Origin of the sequence: Micromonospora sp. NPDC049114 (genome assembly GCF_040648635.1) — a bacterium.
GTDB lineage: Bacteria > Actinomycetota > Actinomycetes > Mycobacteriales > Micromonosporaceae > Micromonospora.
In genome coordinates this window covers 107,849-122,475 of record NZ_JBEZEA010000011.1, presented here as the reverse complement: position 1 = coordinate 122,475, position 14,627 = coordinate 107,849, and the positions used below count along the sequence as shown (strand labels likewise).

The window sequence follows — 14,627 nt, the reverse complement described above, 5'->3', positions numbered from 1 at the left end:
CTACCCGTTCGGCGGTCGGCTGATTCGTCCGGGAGCGCCGACGCCGGCCGGACTCAGCGCGGCTCGGCCGGCGGGACGAGGATCTCGAACCAGACAGTGGACCCGCGCACCGACGGGTCGGTGCCCCAGGCGTCACTCAGCTCCTCGATCAGGCCCAACCCGCGACCGCGACTGCTCAACGTGTCGGTGCGGGCCCGGGTCACGGTGCCGCGGGTGCCGGAATCGGCGACCGAGACCAACAGCCGCTCCGGACTGAGGTCGATCTCCACGCGGGCGGCCGTGCCGGCGTGCAGCAGCGCGTTGGTGGTCAGTTCGCTGGTGCACAGCACCGCCGCGCCGATCACCGACTCGGGCACCTGCCACTCGGTGAGCTGGCCGGTCATCCAGTGCCGGACCCGGCTGGGCGCGGTCGGCTCGGCCGGCACCTCCATCGCCGCCGACCGGCTCGGCTTGAGCGCGTGCTCGACCGCCAGCACGGCCACGTCGTCCTCCGTGCCGCCGGACACGGCGGCGGTGGCCACCGCGCAGAGGGCGCGAGGGTCACTGGTGCCGGCCTTGGCCACGGCGTCGCCGAGGGTGTCCAGCCCGGCCGTGAGGCTCTGCCGGCGGCGCTCCACCACGCCGTCGCTGAACAACAGCAGGGTGTCGCCGGGAGGGAACGCGACGGTGACGGTGCCCGGGCGCCCACCCAACCCCAGCGGGGGACCGGCCGGCAGGTCCACGTACTCGGCGTGCGACCGGCCGTCCGGGTCGCAGCGGCGGATCAGCGGAGCGGGATGACCGGCGCTGGCCAGGGTCAGCTCCCGGCGCTCGGCGTCGATGACCCCGAACGCCACAGTCACGAACAGCTCATGGGTGCCGGCCTCCACACCGAGGCTGGTCACCAGCCGGTCCAGCCCGGCCAGCACCGCGTCCGGCGCGGGATCGGCCAGGGCTAACGCCCGCAACGCCGCCCGCACCTGACCCATCCGCGCCGCGGCCTGCACGTCGTGCCCGGCGACGTCGCCCAGCACCACACCGAGCGCGCCGGTGGGCAGCAGGAACGCGTCGTAGAAATCACCGCCGGCCGCGTTGCCGTCCACCCCCGGGTCGTAGCGGGCCGCGATCCGCAGCCGGGGCAGGTCGGGAAGGTGCTCCGGCAGCATGCTGCGCTGCAGCAACTGGGCGGTGCCGTGCTGGGTCTCGAACCGCCGGGCCCGCTCCGCCGCCTGCCCGATCAGCTCCGCCGAGGCCGCCAGCAGCGCCCTCTCGGCCGCCGACCACGAGTGCGGCACCTGGTAGCCGACCGTCAACCCACCCCGGATCACCGACGTGCCCAGCGGCAGCACGGCCATCGAGCGGATCTTCTGATCGTGGCGGTCCACCGCGGTGTCACGCAGCGGCTGCCCGTCGTGCGTGAACGACGACTCGCCCGAGCGGGCCGCGGTTGCGACCGGGCCCAGCCAGTCCGCAGGCGTCCGCCGCCACAGCGGCGGCAGACGCTCGTCGGCCTCGTCCATCAGCTCACCGCGGACCCGGCGCACCATCCGCCAGCCACCGCCACCCTCGTCCACCACGAAGGCGACCCGGTCGGCGTCGAACGTGGTGATGGTGTGGCGCAGCGCGACCCGGGCCACGTCGTCGAGGGTGAGGGTGCCGGCGAGCGCGGCGGCGACCTCGCTGAGACTCTGCAACTGCTCGGTCGCGTGGGTGGTTTCGGCGGCCACCGTCAGGGTTCCCACGATCTGCCCGGCGCTGTCGCGTACGGCCGAGTGACCTCTGGTGAAGACCACCTGCTCGACCACCCCGGAGGTGTCCCGGATCAGGGGGAGCGTGGACTCCTTCTCCAGAAAGGGCACACCCTGCCGGTAGGCGCGCTCGATCACGTCACCGAAGCCGGGCAGCGTCCAGACCTCCGCGTACACCTCGGCGGCCGGTCGACCGAGGGCGGCGGGGTGTTTGCTCCCCAACAACTCGGCGTAGCCGTCGTTGTAGAGCAGGACGAGGTCGTCGCCGTACGCCAGTGCCATCGGCATCGGCGAGGCGAGGACCAGCTCGACCACGGCCCGGACCGCCGGATCCCAGCTCTCGCGCGGGCCGAGGGCGGTGGCGGACCAGTCATGGGCGAGCACGGCGGCCGCACCGGGCCCGGTGGATGCGCCGGGGACCGGAATTGCTGGCGTGGGGACTCGCCCGACCGTTCCTGGCATGTTCGCAGCCTAGCCGGCCGTCGGTCAGCCGCATCCGATCATGTGCGCGGGTCGCGGCCGACCCTGGCGGAGTGACTGTTAGGGCAGGTCAGGGCCCCTGTCTGGCGACTTGTCGGAAAAATGGCAGCGAGCTGCGCGGACTGCCGCACCGGTGGCCGGGTATGCGCCCGGCGCAGTCCATGCGACAGGAGGGACATCATGCTGAAAACCCTCGCGGTTCGGCAGGCCGACATCGGCGATGCCATCGCCGACACCTGGAGGTCGGTGCTGCTCTTCATCCCGAAGGCAGTGGCCTTCATCGTCATCCTCGTGGTCGGCTGGCTCATCGCCAGAGCGGTCCTCAAGATCGTGGATGCGGTGCTGGAACGGGTGCGCTTCGACGAGGCCGTCGAACGCGGAGGCATCAAACGGGCACTGGAGAGAACGAAGTACGACGCCAGCGACATCCTGGCCAGGTTGGCGTACTACGCCGTCCTGCTGTTCACCCTGCAGTTCGCCTTCGGAGTCTGGGGACCCAACGCGATCAGTGACCTGATCAGCGGTGTGGTGGCCTGGCTGCCGCGCGCGTTCATCGCGATCGTCATCGTCGTGATCGCGGCCGCGATCGCCAACGCCGCCCGTGATCTGGTCACCGGGGCGCTGGGCGGGCTCTCGTACGGCAAGGTTCTGGCCGACCTGACGGCGATCTTCATCATCGCGCTCGGCGTGATCGCCGCGCTGAACCAGGTGGGTATCGCCACCACGGTCACCACTCCGGTGCTGATCGCGGTGCTCGCCACTGTCGCCGGCATCCTGATCGTCGGCGTCGGCGGTGGTCTGGTGAAGCCGATGCAGAACCGCTGGGACGGCTGGCTCGACCGGGCCGCCCAGGAAGCCCGGGCGGTGCAGGAGCACCGGCGGGCCAACACGGCCGGGCGCGGCGACATGGAGCGGCAGATGGCCGACCGTGGCGGCGACCGGACCCAGGCCATGCCCCGGGTCGACGAGCAGTCGACGATGTCCGGTGGGCGCGGCACGTACCAGTCCGGTGCGGCCGACGAGACCCAGCAGTACCGCCCGTAGCGGGGCGATCGTGAGGGGGAGGGCGTCCGCGTCACGCGGGCGTCCTTCCCGCGTCCCGGTGTCGTACGGGTGACCGGGGCCGGTCAGGAACGGTCGAGCGAACGGGCCAGCGCGCAGACGGCGACGAGCCGGGTGAGCGGCCACTCCGGCTCGCTCCAGTCCACCGGACCCCGCGGCGGCGTCCACCCGTGCTCCAGGGCGGCCTCGCGTACCCCCTCGGCATAGCCGGCGAGCGTCGCGGCGGTCAACGGCCGCCGGTCGCCGTCCAGGCTGTCCCGCACGGCGGCGGCGTGCTGGTCGACAAGCGCCAGCAGTCCGGGACGCGCGGCGGCGGCGGCGAGACCGGCGGTGCCCACGGAGACGGTGAGGGCGGCCAGGGAGGACCGCGCCGAATCGACGGCGGTCCGGGAGGCGACCCGGTTGAACGACACACGCATGGTGACCGAGGCTAACCGACCGGTCACCGGGTCGGCCTCGGCCGCTCGGCGGGTGTCGGCTGTGCCACCGGACGAGTCGGTGCTGGCCGCGGGGGTCGATCCGGCACAGACGGGGCAGCAGGAGAGGGACGGCGCAGCGCGGCACAGAGCGCGGGCGGCGCCGGGTCAGGTGGCGGACAGCGTGGAGGCACCAATGGGGAACCCGACGGACGGGCCGGACGAGCGGCACCGGCGGCCGGCAGGGGTGAGCGACGAGACGGTTGCGGCGCTGGGCAAGCTCAGCGAGGCGCTGGAGTGCGTGGAACGGGCCCGTGGCCACCTGTACTCGCTGCACCAGCTGATCGGGCACGCCGACCTGATGCTCGACGACGCGGTGGAGCAGTTCCGCGCCGCCGGACATCCCCACATCGCCGAACGGATCGACGCTGAACTGCTCGGCCGCAACGTGATCGCCGGCCGGTGGACGTTCCAGATCGTCGAGGACTTCGACGACGGCTACCACGCGCTGTTCCGCGAGCTGGACCGGCAGGCCCGTGACGAGTTGGTGGGCGGGCGGCGTCATCTGTACGAGGCGGAGATGAAGGAACGCCGCCGCACCCGGGGTCGACCGGGACACGAGGCCCGGCCGGCCGGCGAGGGCTAGTCGGTCGCGTTGGCCGGCCGACGGCGAGCGGCGTCGTCGGCGATGATCACGGTCGCCACCATGAGCGCGACGCAGAGGCTGAACAGCCAGGACTCGTCCGAGACGAGCCAGGCCGACACGGGCGCCTGCAGCGCGGCGAGCAGGAAGCCGAGCCAGGCGAGGCGGCGCTGACGCGTGGAGAGGATTCCGGAGCCTTGATGCATCCCGAAATTCTTACGCGAACTGACCCGTTTGCCGTCCTCCGATCGGTCGATTCTGACTGAGCTGTCCGCTTTCTCGACCGTCCGGACACGAGTTCTTGTCGCGACGGACGGGCGGCTCCCGCCGCCGGTAAGGTGCGCTGCGGCAGGATGGTGTCCCGTGTCCACCTCGCCCGCGCCGCCCCGCGCCACGCTGCTCCTGCTGGCCTATCTCGCGTTCGTCAGCCTCGGCCTGCCCGACGGCCTGCTCGGCGTGGGCTGGCCGTCGATCCGCGCGGACTTCGGCGTACCCACCGAGGCGGTCGGACTGCTGCTCACCGCCGGCACGGTCGGTTATCTCACCTCCAGCGTGCTGGCCGGGTTCACGCTGGCCCGCCTCGGGGTGGGCGCGCTGCTCGCCGGCAGCACCCTGCTGGCCAGCCTGGCGCTCACCGGCTACGCCGTGAGCCCCGGGCTGGCCGTGCTCGTGGGTTGCGCGCTGGTGCTCGGGCTGGGCTCCGGTGCGATCGACTCCGGGCTCAACGCGTACGCCGCCGGGGCCTTCGGCCCGCGACACATGAACTGGATGCACGCCTTCTTCGGCCTCGGGGTGGCGATCGGTCCACTGATCATGACGGCGGCGCTCAGCGCCGGGCTGGCCTGGCGGTGGGGGTACGGCATCGTGGCCGGCGCCCAACTCGTCCTCGCCACCGCGTTCGCGCTCACCGTCCGCGCGTGGCGGCGCCGCGCTCCCGAGCCGGGCGTGGGGACCACCGACGCCGCGCCGGCGGTCCGGGTGCCGATCCTGACCACACTGCGGCTGCCGGCGGTCTGGTCGGGAACGCTGGCGTTCGCGCTGTACGTGGCCATCGAGGTGTCCGCCGGACTCTGGGCGTTCCTGCTGCTCACCCAGGGGCGCGGCCTGAGCGCCGCCGTGGCGGGCGGCTGCGTCTCCGCGTACTGGGGCAGTCTCTTCGTCGGTCGGGTGGTGCAGGGCGTGGTGGCCGAACGGCTCGGGCCCCGGTTGGTGTTGCGGGCCAGCCTCGCCGGCATGGCCGTCGGTGCGGGACTGATCGCGGTGCCCGGGTCGGCAGCGCTGGCAGTGCTCGGCCTGGTCGTACTCGGGTTCGCCGCCGCGCCGGTGTTTCCGCTGCTCACCCTCACCACCGCCGACCGGGTCGGCGCTGCGCACGCGGACCGGGCCATCGGGTTGCAGATCGGTGCCGCCGGTCTGGGCGCGGCGCTCGTCCCGACGGGCCTCGGCGTGCTGATCAGCACCGTGTCCGTGCAGGTGCTCGGCTCGGCCCTGCTGGGGCTCGCGCTGGCGCTGATCGTGCTCCACGAGCTGGGCACCCGCCGGCCCGCCGCCGGAAGTGGACCGGAGCAGGCCGGGCCCGGCTCCGACGCGTCCGGGCCCGGTCTTGACGCGTCCGGGCCTTCAGTGGCCGGGTCGGTCGCGTCCGGGACGCCGTCCCGGTCCCGGACCGCTCGGCCCGATGACGCGGACTATCCGTTGTCCGGTCCGGTCCGGCCGGTCGTCGACGGGCGGTAGGCGCGCTCCGGGTCGGTCGGCTCCCGCCCCGCGCCCTCGGCCTGTCCGCCCCGGTCGGCCGCCGCGGGCCCGTGCCCGAAGGCGGCCTCCTCACCGGCGTCGTTGCCGGTCACGTCGTCGGCCTGCCCGTCGATGCTGGAGCCCGCCACGGCGCGCTCCAACTCCTCCAGCGGAAGCCGTTCCTCGTCGCGCCACACCCTGTCGTCCGTCATGACCTCAGCCGTACCCGGGCGCGATGATCGCAAACGGGTACCGGCCGGCCCGAGAGACGGCGATGGCCGCCGGGAACTCCGGCGGCCATCCTCGGTCGGTACGCGGGATCACGGCTGGGGGCGGTCCACCGAGCCACGCCAGGCGCCGGTCTCCTGACCGCGCCGCTCGATGAACGTCTTGAAGCGCTCCAGATCGCCCTTGGCCCGACGGTCGACGATGCCGAGCTTGTCGCCGGCCTGCTCGACCACCCCGTGCGGCTCGAACTCGAGCTGGAGGGTGACCCGGGTCTTGCTCTCGTCCAGGCGGTGGAAGGTCACCACGCCGGCCTGCTGGGTGCCGCCGGTGGAGCGCCAGGCGACCCGCTCGTCGGGCAGCTGCTCGGTGATCTCGGCGTCGAACTCGCGCTTCACGCCGGCGATGTCGACGGTCCAGTGGGTCATCGTCTCGGAGAGCTGCCGCACCTCCTGCACGCCCTCCATGAACTGGGGGAACTCCTCGAACTGCGTCCACTGGTCGTACGCGGTGCGAACGGGTACGGAAACCTCGACGTGTTCGGTAACGCCACTCATCAGGAACCCTCCTCTGGTCGCTGGTGATGGCCGGATCGGGGGACGATCCTGCTCACCAGCGCGTTGTCTCGTTCTTGTGGCCGAGCGCGGCCCACACCTCGGAGACCGTCTGGTATTCGGTGCCCTCGGGCAGCCGCTCCAGCGCCGCCACGATGTCGTCGGGCGCCTCGTTCTCCCGGGCGCTGGCGATGAGCACCAGTCGGTCGCCGGGCAGCGCGCTCATGGAGATGAACCGGCCGAGCCGGCTGCGCTGCTCGACGTCGGTGGAACTCATCCCCTGCGGCGTGCCGGTGCGCAGGTCGCCCGCCGGGGCCGTGGTGGTTTCCGGCTGGTCCTCGCCGGCCGGTTCCGGCACCCGGGATTCCTCGACCCGGGAGCCACCGGTCCCCGGCCCCTGCACGAGGCCGCTGACCTCCTGGCTCATCTGGTCGTCGATCCTCGGTCCGTGCTTGCTGTTGCCACGCTCCATGCCTTCTGCGCTACCCGGCACCCCGCCCGGTAAACCGGCACCGTGTCACGAACCGGCTCCCGGGCCGGACATCCGGGCGGACAACAGACCTTAGGAGTCGGCGGCCTTTCGTGGTGGCAGCACGGGATCCTCCGGGTCCTTCTCGCCCGCCTGCAACTGCCGGCCGCGCTGCACCTCGGCGTTGATCTGCACCCCGAGCATGAGGGCGGAGTTGGACAGGTAGAGCCAGACCAGGAATGCGATGGCCGCGCCCAGGCTGCCGTAGGTCGACTTGTACGAGGCGAAGGTCGCCACGTAGAAGCCGAAGCCGAAGGAGACCGCCGCCCAGGAGACCAGGGCCACCGCGCCGCCGGGGGTGAGCCAGCGGAACCGGGGCTGGCGGACGTTCGGGGCGATCCAGAACAGCAGCGACAGCAACGCCATCATGATCATGGCGAGCACCGGCCACTTCGCCACGCTCCATAACGTGCGGGCGAGGCCACCGGCGTTGATCAGGTCGCCGACCGCGTCGGTGACCGGCCCGCTGACGATCAACCCGAGGGCGACCACCGCGAGCAGCACCAGGGTGATCGCGGCCAGGCCGATCTGCAACGGCCGCAGCTTCCAGACCGGCCGGCCCTCGGTCACCCCGTAGATCGCGTTGGAGGCCCGGGTGAACGCCCCGATGAAGCCCGACGCGGACCACAGCGCGCCGAGCAGACCGAAGCTCAGCAGCAGCTTGGGGTTGCTCTGCTGGAGCACCACGGCCCGGATCACCCCGATCACGCCGTTCTCGTCGTCGGTCAGCACCGCGCCGGCGCCCACCTGCTTGGCGAGGTCGACGACCGTGTCGACGGTCCGCTCGCCGGTGGAGACCAGACCGACCAGGGCCACCACCACGATGGCGGACGGAAAGAGCGCCAGGACGCCGTAGTAGGTCAGTGCGGCGGCCCAGTCCGAGCAGTTGTCGGTGACGAAGTTCCGCACGCTGCGCACCAGCACTCCACGCCACGTCCGCCAGCTCAGCTGCCGCACCCGGCGCGGAACACGCGTGTCGTCCGCGCCGTCGCGCGTCGTACCGGGCTCCGTGGTCGTCATGCCCGCTCCCTGCGCCCCGGCCACCGGATGACCGGTCGTCCGGTCGGGCCTGGCGGGCCGATACCCGGAGTGGGAAATCGACAAACCCGTGCCGACATCGCCGTGTTTGCCGTGCCGCCCGCGGGGAACGGTCATCGATGACCCTGTCGAGGATCCAGGAGGACGAGATGCCCGGGCGCGAGGACATGCCCAGCACGCTGCGACGCTCCCCGGACAAGGCGCAGCGCACCTGGGAGAAGACACACGACTCGGCGGTGGAGACCTACGGCGAGGGCGAGCGGTCGCACCGCACCGCCTTCGCCGCGGTGAAGCACCAGTTCGAGAAGGTGGGCGACCACTGGGAGCCGAAGGGCCGCAAGGGCCCGAGCGACCGCCAGGCCGCCGGCGGCGGCCCGGAGCGGCGCGCACCCACCGCCGGTGGGGTGGACGCCAACGCCAGCAAGGACCACCTCATGTCGGTGGCCCGCAAGCTGGACGTACCCGGCCGGTCGAGCATGACCAAGCCGGAGCTGGTCACGGCCATCGAGAAGGCCAACGACCGGGCCACCCGCAAGGCTCGCGGCGACTGACCCACACACAGCACGGTACGGGCGGACGCGCCACCCCTGCGTCCGCCCGTACCGTTCACCAGTGCCCGCCGCCGGGCGCCTCGATGTGCACCGCCTTCGTGGCGCTGAACTCGTCCAGCAGTTCCGGGCCGTACCCGAAGCCCTGCCCGCTGGCCCGACGGGGATGCGCGGCACCGCCGGGCGCCCCGCCGAACACCGAATTGATCTTCACGGTGCCCACCGGCAGCTCCCGCCAGGCCCGCTGCGCATGGCTCATCGACGCGGTCAGCACCGTCGCGGCCAACCCGTACTCCGAGTCCGCGGCGCAGGTCAGCGCCTCGTCGAAGGAGTCGACCACCACCACCGGGGCGACCGGCCCGAACGTCTCCTCCCGCACCAGCACCATGTCGTGCCGGCAGTCGGTCACGACCGTCGCCGGGTAGTACGCCCCGGGCCCGTCCGGCACCTCCCCGCCGGTACGCGCCCGCGCGCCGGCCGCCACCGCCGCGCTCACCTGCCCGTGCACGTGGTCGCGGTGCCGCCGGTCGACGAGCGGGCCCAGCTCGGTGTCCGGGTCCCGACCCGGCCCGACCCGCAGCGCGCCGGCCCGCCGCACCAGCGCCGCCACGAAGTCGTCGGCCACCTCCCGGTGCACGTAGATCCGTTCCACCGCGACGCAGATCTGCCCGGCGTTCGCGAACGCTCCGAGCGCGGCCTGCTCCGCAGCCCATTCGGGGTCGACACCCGCGTCGACGACCAACGGGTCGCTGCCGCCGTTCTCCAGCAGCACCTTCGCGCCCGTGCGGGCCGCGGCGGCGGCGATCTGACGCCCGGTGGCTGTGGAACCGACGTGCGCGACCACGTCCACGTCCTGTGCGGCCAGTGCCGCGCCGACCTCCGGACCACCGGTGAGCAGCGACAGCACCCCGGCGGGCAGCGCCTCGTCCAGGGCCCGCGCCAGCAGCCAGCCGGTGGCCGGCGTCCGCTCGCTGGGTTTGTAGAGCACCACGTTGCCGGTGACCACTGCCGCGCCGAGCAGTCCGCAGGAGACCGCCACCGGGTCGTTCCAGGGGGTGATCGCGGCGACCACGCCCCGCGGCTGGGGCGTCATGAAATCCACCGCGTCCGCCGCGCCGTTCAACGTCCGCCCGCCGCGCAGCGGGGCCAGCTCCGCGTACTGTCGCAGGGTGCCGATGCCCGCCTCGACGCCGCCGCGGGCGTCCGCGAGGGGCTTGCCCATCTCCGCGGTGACCGCCGCCGCCAGCTCGTCGGTGGCGGCCGCGACCGCGTCCGCCGCCCGGTGCAGCGCCGCCGCCCGCTCCGCCGGCGCGGTAGCCGCCCACGACGCCGCCGCCTCCCGCGCCGCCTGGGCCGCCTTGCCGACCTCGTCGGCGGTGGCCACCGGCACGGAGCTGACCGGTTCGCCGTCCGCCGGATCGTGGACGACCAACTCGCCGCCGGCCCCGCCCGCGCCCCACACCCCGCCCACCAGCTGCGCAACCGTGTACATGCGGCGCTGGATGCCCCGGCCCCGGCGAGACAAACGCGTTTCGCCCGGTTGCGCGCCGGGTAGGCGGATCGGGTGACTACCACCGGCGCGCAGAGCGCGGACGCCGTCGTCGTCGGAGCCGGGCACAACGGCCTGGTCGCGGCGAACCTGCTGGCCGACGCCGGGTGGGACGTGGTGGTGCTGGAGGCGACCGCCGTACCGGGCGGCGCGGTCCAGTCCGCCGAAGTGACCGCCCCGGGCTACCTGAGCGACCTCTACAGCTCGTTCTACCCCCTGGGGTACGCCTCGCCGGTGCTCAACGGCCTCGACCTGGGCCGGTACGGGCTGTCCTGGCGGCACGCCCCGGACGTGCTGGCGCACCTGCTGCCCGACGGCCGAGCGGCGGTGATCAACCGGGATCCCGACGTCACGGCCGCCTCGCTGGAGCAGTTCGCCCCCGGCGACGGCAAGCGCTGGCTGAACGCGTACACCGACTGGCTCGACGTGGCCGAGCCGATGCTGACCACCATCACCACGCCGTTCCCGCCGGTGCGCGGTGGCCTGGGCCTGCTGCGCCGGCTACGGGTCGCGGGCGCCCTGCGACTGGCCCGCCGACTCGTGGTGCCCGTGCGCAAGCTCGGCGACGAGCTGTTCGACGGTCCGGGCGGGCCGGCGCTGCTCGCCGGCTGCGCCCTGCACACCGACCTGTCCCCGGAAGAGGCCGGCTCCGGCGTGTACGGCTGGCTGCTGGCCATGCTCGGCCAGCAGGTCGGCTGGCCGGTGCCCGACGGCGGCGCGCGGCAGATCACCAACGCGCTGGTGGCCCGCCTGTCCGAGCGCGGTGGCCGCATCCTCTACGGCGCGCGGGTCGACCGGGTGCTCACCGCGCGCGGCCGGGCGATGGGCGTGCGCACCTCCGGTGGCGCGCTGTGGCGGGCCCGCCGGGCCGTCCTCGCCGACGTGCCGGCCCCGGCCCTCTACCTCGACCTCGTCGGGCCGGCGGCGCTGCCGTCGCGGCTGGTCGAGGACCTGGCGCACTTCCGGTGGGACGGCTCGACGCTCAAGGTGGACTGGGCGCTCTCCGCCCCGGTGCCGTGGACCAACCGGGAGGTCGCCGGCGCCGGCACCGTGCACCTCGGCGCGGACCTGAACGGACTGACCCGCTATGCCGGCGAACTCGCCCGCGGTGAACTGCCCCGCGACCCGTTCCTGCTGGTCGGGCAGATGTCCGTGGCCGACCCGAGCCACTCGCCGCCGGGCACCGAGTCGCTCTGGTCGTACACCCACCTGCCGTTCCGGCAGGACTGGCGGGCCGAGGAGATCGCCGGGCACGTGCAGCGCATGGAGGACGTGCTGGAGGCGGCGGCCCCGGGCTTCCGGCAGCTCATCGTGGGACGGCACGTGGCCGGGCCCGCCGAGCTGGAAAAGGGCGACCCGAGCCTGGTCGGGGGCGCGCTCGGCGGGGGCACCGCCGCCGCGTACCAGCAGCTGTTCCTACGCCCGATCCCCGGCCTGGGAAGGGCGGACACCCCGGTCGACCGGCTCTTTCTGGCCAGCTCGTCGGCGCACCCGGGCGGCGGGGTGCACGGCGCACCGGGCGCGAACGCGGCCCGCGCGGCCCTGGCCCGCGACCGCGCGCTGACCGGCACCGCCTACGCGGCGGCGATCGCCACCGCGCACCGAGCCGTCTACCCCCCGACCTGATCCGTCGACCAGGAGGTCCGCGACGCGGACCTCCCGGTCGACGAGGTGCGTCAGTTGGTGATGTTGCGGTGCTTGCTGCGGAGGCGGAACGGCATCAGGGCGCTCTCGACCTTGGTCGCAGTGGTCATCTTGGAGACGCCGTCGCGCCGCTCCTCGAAGCGGATCGGCACCTCCAGGATCGTGTGGCCCAGCTTGGTCGCCAGGTAGTGCATCTCGACCTGGAAGCTGTAGCCGTTGGACTGCACGCGGTGCAGACCGATGTCCTTCAGCGCGTCGGCCTGCCAGATCTTGAAGCCGGCGGTCAGGTCACGGATGCGCACCCGCAGCAGCGTGTGCACGTAGAGGTTCGCCCATCCGCTGAGCGCGCGCCGGTACAGCGGCCAGTTCTCATCCAGCTCGCCACCGGGCACGTACCGGGAGCCGATCACCACGCCGGCCTGGGTGGAGAGCAGCGCGCCCAGCATCCCCGGCAGCGCCTCCGGCGGGTGCGACAGGTCGGCGTCCATCTGTGCCACGAACTCGGCGCCGCCCTCGAGAGCCCGGCTCATCCCGTCCACGTACGCCCGACCCAGGCCCTCCTTGCCGGCCCGGTGCATCACCTCGATCCGCTCCGGATACTCGATGGCCAGCTTGTCGGCCACCTCTCCGGTGCCGTCGGGGGAGTTGTCGTCGGCGACGAGGATGCGCAGGCCCGGCAGCGGCAGCGCGAGCAGCCGCTCGACCAGCGCCGGGAGGTTGCCCGCCTCGTTGTAGGTGGGCACGACGACGGTCAGCTGTGCGTCTCGCCACGGCGACGGCAGTTGGACGGGCTCGATCATGTCGGACATCCTCGGTTTGCGGACTGGGCTACCTCAGAGGGTAGCCAGTTGCCCGACCCGGATTGAAAAGGCTCCCCGTCGATCGGGCGGCCGCAGGTGGCGGCCCGCTCAGCGCAGGCGACGGGCCATCGCCGTGAGGGCCATCGCGACGCCGGCGAGGGCGAGGCCGGACAACGCCGGTTTGTGGGTGCCCACCCAGAGCGCCGCCGAGCGCCGCCGAGCCTGCTCGCCGAAGATGCCCGCCGCGCCCCGGTCCCGGTCGTCGTCGCCGGGGTGGTCCAGGTTGTCCCGCCAGGTCGCCGGGTCGATCTCGTCGCCGGTCTGCTGGCTGTCGTACCCGTCGCGGGCCAGCTTGCGGTCCAGCAGGCCGGGGATCAGGATGTCGCCGAGGCGGGCCTGCCACGTCGGGCCGCCCACGTTCAACTCCCGGGTGCCCCGGTCGGCGGCCCAGACGATGGCCCGCGCCGCCACCTCGGGCGCGAAGATCGGCGGCACCGGCTGTGGGTGCCGGGGCAGCCGGGTACGCACCCAGGAGAACTGCGGCGTGTTCACGGCGGGCAGTTGCACCATCGACAGCTTCACGCCCGGGCAGTCGTGCAGCAGCTCGGCCCGCAGCGAGTCGTTGAACCCCTGCACGGCGTGCTTGCTCGCGCAGTACGCCGACTGCAGCGGAATCCCCCGGTAGGCCAGCGCGGAGCCCACCTGCACGATCGCGCCCCGACCACGGGCGCGCATGTGCCGCAGCGCCGCCAGGGTGCCGTGCACCGTGCCCAGGTACGTCACCTCGGTGACCCGGCGGAACTCGCGGGCCGGGATCTCCCAGGCCGGCGCGAACACCGACACCATGGCGTTGTTGATCCACACGTCGATGGCGTCCCAGTGGTGCACCACGTCGTCGGCGGCCTGCTGCACGGCGCCCGCGTCAGCGACGTCCACCTGGTACACCCGTACGTCGGCGGCGCCCAGCGAACGGCACTCCCGCTCGGCGGCGGCCAGCCCGGCCGCGCCCCGGGCCAGCAGCGCCAGCCGGGCGCCCCGGGCCGCGTACGCGCAGGCCACCGCGCGGCCCACGCCGGCGCTCGCGCCGGTCACCACCACCGTCTGCGTCACCGGGCGCCCTTCTGTCGGGTGGCGATGTCCGAGAGCCGGTCCAGCGTCTCCCGGTTACGCAGGTGCAGGACCAGGTCGTTGGCCTTGTTGCGCACCCAGCGCAGCGGACCGGCCGCGAAGTCCTCGCCGAGGCGGACGCGGGTGGCGCCGCCGTCGACCGGTTCCAGGGTGAACGCCACGATCGCCTCGCCGGCCGGCCACAGGCCGGCGCGCAGCACCAGCCGGTGCGGCGGCTCGCAGGCCAGCACCGTCGAGGCGTCCTGCAACGAGAACGGCCACGGCCCGGCCCGGTGGTGCAGTTGGCTGCCCACCCGCGGCCAGGCGTCGTCCACGTCGCGCACGTGCGCGGTCCCGACCACCCAGTCGCTGTACGTCCACCCGTCGGCCAGCACGTCGAACACCTGCTGCGGGGCAGCGTCGATCACTTTCTCCACTATCGCCACTGGGCTCCCATACCCGCCTCCCGGCGGAGGCTAACGGACCTGCGGGTTAGCTTCTCGGAAGTGGCGGGTAAGGCCGACCCGGGGCACCGCCGGCGGCGTTGGCCCACGGCGCCGACGACGACGTT

General features: G+C 73.3%; 16 protein-coding genes. 5 read left to right on the top strand and 11 right to left on the bottom strand.

What is annotated here, in order from left to right; all coding sequences use genetic code 11:
* Window positions 1-53: 53 nt before the first annotated feature.
* Complete coding sequence (locus tag AB0B39_RS26190) at window positions 54-2,189, bottom strand: SpoIIE family protein phosphatase (RefSeq protein WP_357575660.1); 2,136 nt, start codon at window positions 2,187-2,189, stop codon at window positions 54-56.
* A 198-nt stretch (window positions 2,190-2,387) separates the two neighbouring features.
* On the opposite strand from AB0B39_RS26190, the gene AB0B39_RS26185 reads away from it, so the two are divergent.
* Entirely contained in the window at window positions 2,388-3,251 is an 864-nt protein-coding gene (locus tag AB0B39_RS26185; RefSeq protein WP_357497460.1) for a hypothetical protein, read from the top strand.
* Between the two features lie 83 nt (window positions 3,252-3,334).
* Here the strand turns inward: AB0B39_RS26185 and AB0B39_RS26180 are convergent, their stop codons facing one another.
* Window positions 3,335-3,688 (bottom strand): DUF6401 family natural product biosynthesis protein, encoded by a 354-nt coding sequence (locus AB0B39_RS26180; protein WP_234588374.1) that lies wholly within the window; start codon window positions 3,686-3,688, stop codon window positions 3,335-3,337.
* 193 nt (window positions 3,689-3,881) lie between these two features.
* Here AB0B39_RS26180 and AB0B39_RS26175 point away from each other — a divergent pair, with 193 nt between their 5' ends.
* Entirely contained in the window at window positions 3,882-4,331 is a 450-nt protein-coding gene (locus AB0B39_RS26175; RefSeq protein ID WP_234588373.1) for a hypothetical protein, read from the top strand.
* On the opposite strand, the gene AB0B39_RS26170 is transcribed toward AB0B39_RS26175, so the two are convergent.
* Window positions 4,328-4,534 carry a hypothetical protein gene (locus tag AB0B39_RS26170; RefSeq protein ID WP_234588372.1) on the bottom strand — a complete coding sequence of 69 codons (207 nt, stop codon included), beginning with the start codon at window positions 4,532-4,534 and terminating at the stop codon, window positions 4,328-4,330. The two genes, AB0B39_RS26175 and AB0B39_RS26170, sit on opposite strands and share 4 nt — an antisense overlap.
* Window positions 4,535-4,691: 157 nt before the next feature.
* Between AB0B39_RS26170 and AB0B39_RS26165 the strand changes: the two genes are divergently transcribed.
* Entirely contained in the window at window positions 4,692-6,062 is a 1,371-nt protein-coding gene (locus AB0B39_RS26165; RefSeq protein ID WP_357497463.1) for an MFS transporter, read from the top strand.
* On the opposite strand, the gene AB0B39_RS26160 is transcribed toward AB0B39_RS26165, so the two are convergent.
* The 4 genes from AB0B39_RS26160 to AB0B39_RS26145 all read right to left on the bottom strand — a co-directional run bounded on the left by AB0B39_RS26160 (window position 6,017) and on the right by AB0B39_RS26145 (window position 8,390).
* A complete protein-coding gene (locus AB0B39_RS26160) occupies window positions 6,017-6,274 on the bottom strand; it encodes a hypothetical protein (RefSeq protein WP_357497465.1) in 258 nt (85 codons plus the stop codon). The genes AB0B39_RS26165 and AB0B39_RS26160 overlap by 46 nt on opposite strands.
* A 108-nt stretch (window positions 6,275-6,382) precedes the next feature.
* Complete coding sequence (locus AB0B39_RS26155; RefSeq protein ID WP_357119737.1) at window positions 6,383-6,844, bottom strand: SRPBCC family protein; 462 nt, start codon at window positions 6,842-6,844, stop codon at window positions 6,383-6,385.
* Window positions 6,845-6,896: 52 nt separating this feature from the next.
* Window positions 6,897-7,313 carry a DUF2795 domain-containing protein gene (locus tag AB0B39_RS26150; protein ID WP_234588369.1) on the bottom strand — a complete coding sequence of 139 codons (417 nt, stop codon included), beginning with the start codon at window positions 7,311-7,313 and terminating at the stop codon, window positions 6,897-6,899.
* Window positions 7,314-7,403: 90 nt separating this feature from the next.
* On the bottom strand, window positions 7,404-8,390 hold the full coding sequence (locus tag AB0B39_RS26145) for a YihY/virulence factor BrkB family protein (protein WP_357575659.1): 987 nt from the start codon (window positions 8,388-8,390) through the stop codon (window positions 7,404-7,406).
* A 167-nt stretch (window positions 8,391-8,557) separates the two neighbouring features.
* Here AB0B39_RS26145 and AB0B39_RS26140 point away from each other — a divergent pair, with 167 nt between their 5' ends.
* Window positions 8,558-8,959: a ChaB family protein gene (locus AB0B39_RS26140; protein ID WP_234588399.1), complete on the top strand. Its 402-nt coding sequence runs from the start codon at window positions 8,558-8,560 to the stop codon at window positions 8,957-8,959.
* Window positions 8,960-9,014: 55 nt separating this feature from the next.
* Here the strand turns inward: AB0B39_RS26140 and AB0B39_RS26135 are convergent, their stop codons facing one another.
* Complete coding sequence (locus AB0B39_RS26135; RefSeq protein WP_357575658.1) at window positions 9,015-10,448, bottom strand: aldehyde dehydrogenase family protein; 1,434 nt, start codon at window positions 10,446-10,448, stop codon at window positions 9,015-9,017.
* Window positions 10,449-10,520: 72 nt separating this feature from the next.
* Here AB0B39_RS26135 and AB0B39_RS26130 point away from each other — a divergent pair, with 72 nt between their 5' ends.
* Window positions 10,521-12,131: an NAD(P)/FAD-dependent oxidoreductase gene (locus AB0B39_RS26130; RefSeq protein ID WP_357575657.1), complete on the top strand. Its 1,611-nt coding sequence runs from the start codon at window positions 10,521-10,523 to the stop codon at window positions 12,129-12,131.
* 50 nt (window positions 12,132-12,181) lie between these two features.
* On the opposite strand, the gene AB0B39_RS26125 is transcribed toward AB0B39_RS26130, so the two are convergent.
* The 3 genes from AB0B39_RS26125 to AB0B39_RS26115 form a co-directional block, all read right to left on the bottom strand.
* The gene (locus tag AB0B39_RS26125) at window positions 12,182-12,949 is read right to left on the bottom strand and encodes a polyprenol monophosphomannose synthase (protein ID WP_234588366.1); all 768 of its coding nucleotides are present in this window, start codon (window positions 12,947-12,949) and stop codon (window positions 12,182-12,184) included.
* Between the two features lie 108 nt (window positions 12,950-13,057).
* A complete protein-coding gene (locus AB0B39_RS26120) occupies window positions 13,058-14,059 on the bottom strand; it encodes an SDR family oxidoreductase (protein ID WP_357497472.1) in 1,002 nt (333 codons plus the stop codon).
* The gene (locus tag AB0B39_RS26115) at window positions 14,056-14,502 is read right to left on the bottom strand and encodes an SRPBCC family protein (protein WP_357497474.1); all 447 of its coding nucleotides are present in this window, start codon (window positions 14,500-14,502) and stop codon (window positions 14,056-14,058) included. The genes AB0B39_RS26120 and AB0B39_RS26115 overlap by 4 nt, the downstream gene beginning before the upstream one ends.
* Window positions 14,503-14,627: the final 125 nt, after the last annotated feature.

What these genes read in the sequence shown, in the direction of transcription:
- AB0B39_RS26175 (WP_234588373.1), top strand. Translation starts at nt 3,882, where the DNA reads ATGGGGAACCCGACGGACGGGCCGGACGAGCGGCACCGGCGGCCGGCA.
- AB0B39_RS26185 (WP_357497460.1), top strand. Translation starts at nt 2,388, where the DNA reads ATGCTGAAAACCCTCGCGGTTCGGCAGGCCGACATCGGCGATGCCATC.
- AB0B39_RS26190 (WP_357575660.1), bottom strand. Translation starts at nt 2,189, where the DNA reads ATGCCAGGAACGGTCGGGCGAGTCCCCACGCCAGCAATTCCGGTCCCC.
- AB0B39_RS26135 (WP_357575658.1), bottom strand. Translation starts at nt 10,448, where the DNA reads ATGTACACGGTTGCGCAGCTGGTGGGCGGGGTGTGGGGCGCGGGCGGG.
- AB0B39_RS26180 (WP_234588374.1), bottom strand. Translation starts at nt 3,688, where the DNA reads ATGCGTGTGTCGTTCAACCGGGTCGCCTCCCGGACCGCCGTCGATTCG.
- AB0B39_RS26125 (WP_234588366.1), bottom strand. Translation starts at nt 12,949, where the DNA reads ATGATCGAGCCCGTCCAACTGCCGTCGCCGTGGCGAGACGCACAGCTG.
- AB0B39_RS26155 (WP_357119737.1), bottom strand. Translation starts at nt 6,844, where the DNA reads ATGAGTGGCGTTACCGAACACGTCGAGGTTTCCGTACCCGTTCGCACC.
- AB0B39_RS26150 (WP_234588369.1), bottom strand. Translation starts at nt 7,313, where the DNA reads ATGGAGCGTGGCAACAGCAAGCACGGACCGAGGATCGACGACCAGATG.
- AB0B39_RS26160 (WP_357497465.1), bottom strand. Translation starts at nt 6,274, where the DNA reads ATGACGGACGACAGGGTGTGGCGCGACGAGGAACGGCTTCCGCTGGAG.
- AB0B39_RS26145 (WP_357575659.1), bottom strand. Translation starts at nt 8,390, where the DNA reads ATGACGACCACGGAGCCCGGTACGACGCGCGACGGCGCGGACGACACG.
- AB0B39_RS26170 (WP_234588372.1), bottom strand. Translation starts at nt 4,534, where the DNA reads ATGCATCAAGGCTCCGGAATCCTCTCCACGCGTCAGCGCCGCCTCGCC.
- AB0B39_RS26140 (WP_234588399.1), top strand. Translation starts at nt 8,558, where the DNA reads ATGCCCGGGCGCGAGGACATGCCCAGCACGCTGCGACGCTCCCCGGAC.